Below are 6,759 nucleotides of genomic sequence, written 5' to 3'. Positions count from 1 at the left end.
AAGCGCGCGAGTTCGGCAAGGCGATCCGCGAGATCATGGCCCTCACCGACCTCGCCAATCAGTACGTCGACAGTGTCAAGCCCTGGGAACTGGCCCGCCAGCCCGATCGCGCCAGCGAATTGCAGGCGGCGTGCAGCAACTCGTTGAACCTCTTCCGGTTGTTGGCCATCCTGCTCAAGCCGGTCCTGCCGGCGCTCAGCGCCAAGGCCGAAGCCTTCCTCAACGTCGCTCCCTTTGTCTGGGGCGACGGTGGCAGCGTCCTCGCCGCCGGGCACGCGATCAACGCCTATCGGCATCTGCTGACGCGCGTGGACAAGAAGCAGATCGATGCGCTGGTCGAGGCCAACCGCGAATCGCTGACGGCAGTGCCGCAGGCGGCGCCGCAGAAACACGCCGAGCACCAGGAGAAGGCGGCTGCCGTTGCCGTCGCGCAGGCGGCTGTCGGCACTGTCGCCGGGCCGCACATCAGCATCGACGATTTCATGAGCGTCGACCTGCGCATCGCGCGCATCAGCGAGGCCAACCAGGTCGAAGGCGCCGACAAGCTCGTCCGCCTGCTGCTCGACATCGGCCCGCTCGGCACGCGGCAGGTGTTCGCCGGTATCAAGTCGGCCTACGATCCGGCAACGCTGGTCGGTCGCCTGACGGTGATGGTCGCCAACCTGGCGCCGCGCAAGATGAAGTTCGGTCTGTCCGAGGGCATGGTCCTGGCTGCGTCGGACCCCGACGGGCAGGTGCCCGGCATCTTTCTGCTCTCGCCGGACAGCGGCGCCCAGCCCGGCATGCGCGTCAAGTAGGCCGGCATGGACAGTCGCCAGCGCCCGCCGGTCACCCTGAAAGTGATGTTCTACGCGCTGCTCGACGCCGCCGGCATGCTCATCTTCGCCAGCGGCCTGATGTGGCTGGTCAGGCAGCAAACGCTGTTCATCCCCGGTTTCCCGACCAGTACGGCCAGCGCGGTGGCGACCGTCGCCACCGGGATCGCCCTGATGGTCTGGTCAGCGGCGCGGATTCTGCGCGAACTCGCCAGACCGCGGTCTGACAGCAAGCGCTCCTGAAGCGCAGTGTCAGCGAGGCCCTTGCGGCACCCAGGCCAAAGCGCCTACCGGATGCTCAATACTCCACTTTCGGCAACCTCCGGACCAACTCGTCCCAGCTGACGGAAACGCCTGGCAACACCCCGACGGCGGTTTCTCCGTTCAACTCGAGGACTTCCGGCTTGCCATACTCTCCATCCCGCAAGCGATAGACAGTGATCATCTGGTCTATTGGATGCACCAGCCAGTATTCCCGGACCCCGGAGCGTTCGTAGACCCGCCGCTTCCACACGTGATCGTGGCTGGCGGTGGACGACGACAACACTTCCACCACCAGGTCCGGCGCTCCGCGCACGCCGCGACGGTCGAGGCGAGACGGGTCGCAGACCACCAGCACGTCCGGCTGCAGGACCGTATCGACCTGGTCGTCGGCCTCGTCGGCCTTGGGCAGGCGGACATCTACCGGCGCGATGAAGGCGCGGCAGGATTTTCCTTGCAGCGCCTGCCGGAGCTGGAAGTAGATTTCACCGACGACGTCCTGATGTGCTAGCGTTGGCGCAGGCGCCATCAGGTAGGCCGTGCCGTCGATCAGCTCGTAACGAAGGTCTTCCGACCACGCGAGGTAGTCGGCGTACGTGTGGTAGCGATCATCACGAAGTGCCAGGCCCATGCGACCTCTCCTCAATGGGGACGCTGAACGGCCGAGTATACCCCGCCTGAAACTGCCGATGCGTGCACCGCGCTGGCGATGCCGGCGGTGATCGGCTCATCGGCATCGCTGCCACCACGCTACAAGAACAGGCGAACGGCGATCAGCGCCGACGCCAGCAGTGGCCGTAGCGGCACCAGCCAGAGCAAGCACGCGGGCGCTTGCGGCCAGCGCCGCAAACAAGGCGTCGAGGTCGCTCGCTGGCTTGTTACCAGGGCGTGCTCGACGACTACCAGCAGCCGCATCGGCCCATGGATCTCGACCCTCTGCAGCGGCAGGCCGACAGGGCGGATCTGGCGCCCTGCATCACGCCGAACAGCCCGGCCAGGTTGTGCGTTACCTTGCTGCCGCAGCCGTAGCTTTTGTTATTGACTGTCGAAAAGGCGTGCTCGACGTTGATTCCGGCGCCCACCGATTCCGGGGACAGTATCTGGAACTCAAGGCCACTGCGGGTGTCCGCTGCCCGCTCAACTGAGAACCCGGGCCAGAGAAGCACCAGTGTCTGCACCGGGTTGGCGGCTGCCAGTGGTTCGCAAAACCGGAGCGACCGCTGTCAGTCGGATCCGTCCGTTCGCGCTCGGCTCCAGGCTGCTCGTCTAGCTGGCGGTGCCAAACCATAAGCGGTCACTGAGTTTTCGTGGTCAGCTGACGGCAAACGGCCCAGAGGAGACGGTCGGGGCTCTTGAAAGCGGCCATTCATCGCAACCGCCCGCCACACGGAAGTTGCCGTTCAATTTTCAGCGGTGCTATTCTTGCCTAACCGGCAGCTTTGAAGCGGGAGCGATCACTGGGTGCAGGATGGCGTCCGTCGGCAGCCGGCCAGGAGCAGACGCTGGCGACTTTTCTCCAAAGGGAACGTTGATTTAATGACTTGCCCGGAAGCGGTCGTTGGACGGAGCATGACTGAATCGTCGTTCGCGACCCGCTACTGCCTCATGGCAGATAGCAGTCGTCTGGCAGCTCACCCATCCTCAACCTGCGGTTCACAGAAAACAGACCCTAACGGCACTTGGCCTGAACGGTCATTGCGGTTGGTCTGCTCGAGTGGCCGTAACGGTCTCATCGCGACCGATTGATCGGCAGCATTTCAACCGCCCTGGCTATGTCTACTGAAACCATGCGATTCATCCGCTATTTCTCCGCTAGCCCGTGGATTTCGGCGCACATAATCCGTTCATTCCCAACGACAGGAGTCTTTTGGCATGAACGGGTATGACGAGCACGATGCCTATCAGGATGAAGTGATGCGCGAGATTTTCGACGAAATGAACGAGTACGCCGAGAATTGGCAACGTTCCGAAGAGGCTGGTTGGTTCTATTCTGACGCGGACGCGGGTTGACCATGATGCGGGACAGCGAAATGAACGCCACACCCGAAGTCGATCGCATGGTCGACGATTTCTTTGCGCACGCACTGGTCCGCGACGCCAATGAAACCGTAATTGCGGCGAGGATTACCGTAGGAGAGTTCAACTGGGTGAGTTACGGCATGAAGCCGCCAACCGTGCCGCCAGACTTGTGTGGTCTGATTGCGAGGATTCGCCAGCATGCCGACTGGTCTTCCGTTTCGAACCGAATACGATTGCAGTGGCGTGAGCGTCTCGGCCCGATTGCCCAGAAGAACACAGCCGAGAGCTACGAAAAGCGGGTCGCCTGCCTCGCTCCGATAGACCGGCTGAAGCTCGATGCATGCAATCCAACGAGTCACCCAACCGAGGCGACCCTCGTCGCGAAGTGGTACCTCGACGGCACCAACGATACGCCTCACGACCACGAATACGCGCGGCACCTCCTTTTGGAGGCCGCCGATTGTGGCAATGCCGAGGCCGCCTACTTGCTGGCTACCGCAACGATCACTGGTGAAACGGTGGACAGCCCGAGAAAGGCCGTGGCCGGATTCATCATTGAAGACGCAAGGCTGCGTGATGAGTTCCGCACGCAAGCGCGCGCGGCACGATTTTTTAAGGTGTTTCAAGACGAGAACGCGGCTCGCCGGTACGAGGATTTTACCGATACACCAGTCGATTACCTAAGGGAGCAATTGGAGTCCGACCTACAGTGCCGGACGAGCGATGACGACGAGGCCGACCCATCCGCTGCGCGGGCTGGCGACCCCGATGCCCAATGGAGACTGGCAATGTGCCTTCTTCACCAAGCTGATTGCATCGAGAGACACAGCGAGTTGTGTGCGAAAGACGAGATGACGCGGCGACGGCGGGACGCCCTGAAAGCGGAAGCAAGACGCTGGCTAGAGCAGGCCTCGCCGGCATTGTCCTGGGCCAAGCATCAATTAGCCATGCGATTTGCGGAGCCGGGGGAAGAACGGTTCACACTGCTGCACATGGCGGCCGTTCCGACCGGCGAAGTCTCGCCATGCCCCTTAGCACTTGTACCGCTGGCCACCGATTTTTACATGAACCCAGCCAGCACGTACCACGACATCAGCAAGGGTTTGAGTTGCCTCCGAGAATACCTTGGTCAGTATGAGTCGGTCTCGCGCGATCTGGAGCGAATCACGAGGGATGCGCACATTGGTATTGATGAAGCGAGTCACTTTGGCGTCTGGGAGGAAGACGCGCAAGCCGCACTATGTCTCGCCGACTATGTCAAGGTTTATCCTCAAGACGCGCGCGGACCGGAAGCCTATATCTGGTACAGCGCCGTTGCCGCAAATATACGAAATGCCGCCTATGCAGCGCTCATGGCTGGATTGCTGGAGCTGCGTGGCCAGGGCTGCGAAAAGAATCTCATTCGTGCAAAAAAACTGTTCGACCTCGCAAGAAAATCTAGTCCGGGCAATCCGCGTGACGTCCGAGCCGTCAAGTATGCAGACGCCCTGTATCGCCTCGGCTTCGAACTGCCTGGTCACGGTCGACTGGCTGTCGACCTTCTGTTTGAGTTGCTGTTTGAGTTGGCCAAGGAATCTGAGTTAAAGGGCGATCCCGACTGCGCAATCACGCCAGCCGATATTGCCGACTTGGTCACCCGGAATCCCAATCTTGAGGACTATTACTATTGCCAGATACGGGATGACTCGCGTAGCCGTCGCAAAGCCATTCGTGGCGCCTCGGGACCCTATGGTGAATTCGCACTATTCCCGGATATCGCCGAAGGCTTGATTTGGGCCCTTCAATCGCAAGAGACGATCCCTCGTGAAGCTCTCGGCAAACTTTGGGACGATACTTCGTCCATGATTGAAGACTACGTTTGGGTAAGGCTCGAATTGTCTAGCCGCCTGGTTCCGTCCACTGGAATAAACGATGCCGCGCGACGGATAAAAAGAGTCATAGATCTAGCGGATCGCTGCCTGGATCACGGCGGTTCTGAAGACCTCGATATGAATGGCTTCGCGGCAGTTCAGGACCTGAGAGCGAAGGCACTACGCACGGCTTCAATAATTGCTTGTCAACTGGCGGAGGAGCACGCTCGAGAGGATGAGCGTCGGCAGATGATCTCTTTTCTTTCGCATACGCTTGTCAACGTCACAGTAGGCACATCGCGGATGCTGCGGGAGATCATGGCAGAGCTTGCTGCCGTCCGCGATCCAGCCCATGTCGCCGCCTTGGCCGTCCGCCTGGCTCCGACAGCCACTCGTGCGTCCGTTGTCGAAAGCCTCGTCAAGGTCTTCAAGCTCTACACATCCGATCCCGACGCCCTGCGCAAGGATTGGGAATCAGAGCAGGGGGGTGATCATTCGGTGGCGCAGACCGTAGTACTCGCGTTGCAGATGACGCTCCTGCGCTTCTGCCGGATGCCCGAATTCAAGAGCGCGCGCAGGAGGCTGCTTCCGGATGTCCAGTACGACACGCTGACTGCGGAACTGATCTCCGAAATCATGCCTCTCGAGGGCAGTTCGGCGGCTCAGCTCGAACAGCTTGCTGCCTGGGTCGAGCGTCGAATGCCTTTCCTGCGCCTGTCGCTGGCCGGTGCGGAGGACCTCCGTGTGATGGAGGATGGGGCACGTCATATCGTCATCTTCGCGCTGGTCGGTGAATTTCTCACCAACGCATTGAAATTCACGGGTACGGGAGGAGCCATCTCGTTGTCCGTGACGCGAACCGATACCGGTCTCGAACTGGCCTGCCGCAATCCGGTCGATACGGAAATGCCACGGCCGCTGCTGAGCGGGAAGACGGGGCTGGATTTCGTCAGGAAAGTCTGCCAACTGGTCGCCGCCAGGTTCGACGAGCCAGCTGTCGATGGGGGTGCCTTCTCGGTGCACGCGGTTCTGCCGATACAATGAAGGCATTGCTCGCAAGACGGGTACCGATGGAGCGTTGCGCCCACTGAGGCTGGCGCAAAGCGATACCGGAGTTGTTGAAGATCACACCTGCCGGAGCAGGGGCAGAAAGGATTGGTGAGCATGAGAATTCTATGGGTGGAGGACTTTGACGGCAGCAACTGCGAGTCACTGCTGCCGGAGATATTTTCAGACTTGCCGCAGCAGCGCTGCAGCGCGCTGGCAAGTTACGTCGATTCCATCGAAAGCAAGCAGCAGACTTATGACGCGTGGCGCGTCTGGTATGACCGGCAGGGCTGGTCCGAGGCACCGGAAGTTGATGTCTGTTGCAGCAAAGCCGAATTTGATGCGTTAACCGGTGAGTCCACTGCCGACCGTTACGATGCCGTCTTGCTGGACGTCAATCTAGCCAACGATTTCTTCCCGTCGTCCGCGCCTTGCGATCCGAAGGAAGGCGGTTTCTGGCTATACAACGAGTTGATTCGATCCGGGCTTCCCTCGGGACGCATCGCGTTGCTTACCGCTCATGCTGGCGAAAAGCCCGTTGAAGAATTCAGGGCGGGTTGCATTCGCTTCGGCCACGAGAAGTTGGAGTCGCTTCCAAAAGCCGATAATGCGGCGAGTCGGTGGATCAAGAAACTGTCGTGCGCTCACGATCGTTACCTGCCACTGCGGAGGGGCGCGCTCGATGGCATCGACTTTTGCGAAAGGCTGCTTGGACAGCACGGTAGTGATGCAATTCGCCTCAATCGGTACCTTGGCGACGGGGAGAG

General features: G+C 60.6%; 8 protein-coding genes. 5 read left to right on the top strand and 3 right to left on the bottom strand.

Going from position 1 to position 6,759, the window contains the following annotated elements:
• A partial coding sequence (metG, locus tag V5B39_RS21150; RefSeq protein ID WP_332344806.1) for a methionine--tRNA ligase subunit beta occupies positions 1-797 on the top strand: 797 nt, incomplete at its 5' end.
• A 6-nt stretch (positions 798-803) separates the two neighbouring features.
• Positions 804-1,058, top strand: coding sequence for a hypothetical protein (locus tag V5B39_RS21145; RefSeq protein WP_332344805.1), 255 nt, complete (start codon positions 804-806; stop codon positions 1,056-1,058).
• Between the two features lie 55 nt (positions 1,059-1,113).
• Here the strand turns inward: V5B39_RS21145 and V5B39_RS21140 are convergent, their stop codons facing one another.
• The 3 genes from V5B39_RS21140 to V5B39_RS21130 form a co-directional block, all read right to left on the bottom strand.
• On the bottom strand, positions 1,114-1,707 hold the full coding sequence (locus tag V5B39_RS21140) for a Uma2 family endonuclease (protein ID WP_332344804.1): 594 nt from the start codon (positions 1,705-1,707) through the stop codon (positions 1,114-1,116).
• Between the two features lie 119 nt (positions 1,708-1,826).
• On the bottom strand, positions 1,827-1,991 hold the full coding sequence (locus tag V5B39_RS21135) for a hypothetical protein (RefSeq protein WP_332344803.1): 165 nt from the start codon (positions 1,989-1,991) through the stop codon (positions 1,827-1,829).
• Entirely contained in the window at positions 1,976-2,158 is a 183-nt protein-coding gene (locus V5B39_RS21130) for a putative inorganic carbon transporter subunit DabA (protein WP_332344807.1), read from the bottom strand. Before V5B39_RS21130 ends, V5B39_RS21135 begins: the two co-directional genes overlap by 16 nt.
• 790 nt (positions 2,159-2,948) lie before the next feature.
• Here V5B39_RS21130 and V5B39_RS21125 point away from each other — a divergent pair.
• The 3 genes from V5B39_RS21125 to V5B39_RS21115 all read left to right on the top strand — a co-directional run.
• Positions 2,949-3,086 (top strand): hypothetical protein, encoded by a 138-nt coding sequence (locus V5B39_RS21125; RefSeq protein ID WP_332344802.1) that lies wholly within the window; start codon positions 2,949-2,951, stop codon positions 3,084-3,086.
• Positions 3,087-3,106: 20 nt separating this feature from the next.
• Positions 3,107-5,989 (top strand): hypothetical protein, encoded by a 2,883-nt coding sequence (locus V5B39_RS21120; RefSeq protein WP_332344801.1) that lies wholly within the window; start codon positions 3,107-3,109, stop codon positions 5,987-5,989.
• 192 nt (positions 5,990-6,181) lie between these two features.
• Positions 6,182-6,759 (top strand): hypothetical protein (locus V5B39_RS21115; protein ID WP_332344800.1); only part of this gene is annotated, 578 nt, incomplete at its 3' end.

Origin of the sequence: Accumulibacter sp., from assembly GCF_036625275.1 — a bacterium.
Lineage (GTDB): Bacteria > Pseudomonadota > Gammaproteobacteria > Burkholderiales > Rhodocyclaceae > Accumulibacter.
Note: the sequence above shows the minus strand (reverse complement) of the source record. Positions and strands in the feature narration are given on the sequence as shown.

Coding starts and splice junctions, on each gene's coding strand:
- V5B39_RS21145 (WP_332344805.1), top strand. CDS start 804: ATGGACAGTCGCCAGCGCCCGCCGGTCACCCTGAAAGTGATGTTCTAC.
- V5B39_RS21140 (WP_332344804.1), bottom strand. CDS start 1,707: ATGGGCCTGGCACTTCGTGATGATCGCTACCACACGTACGCCGACTAC.
- V5B39_RS21135 (WP_332344803.1), bottom strand. CDS start 1,991: ATGCGGCTGCTGGTAGTCGTCGAGCACGCCCTGGTAACAAGCCAGCGA.
- V5B39_RS21125 (WP_332344802.1), top strand. CDS start 2,949: ATGAACGGGTATGACGAGCACGATGCCTATCAGGATGAAGTGATGCGC.
- V5B39_RS21120 (WP_332344801.1), top strand. CDS start 3,107: ATGAACGCCACACCCGAAGTCGATCGCATGGTCGACGATTTCTTTGCG.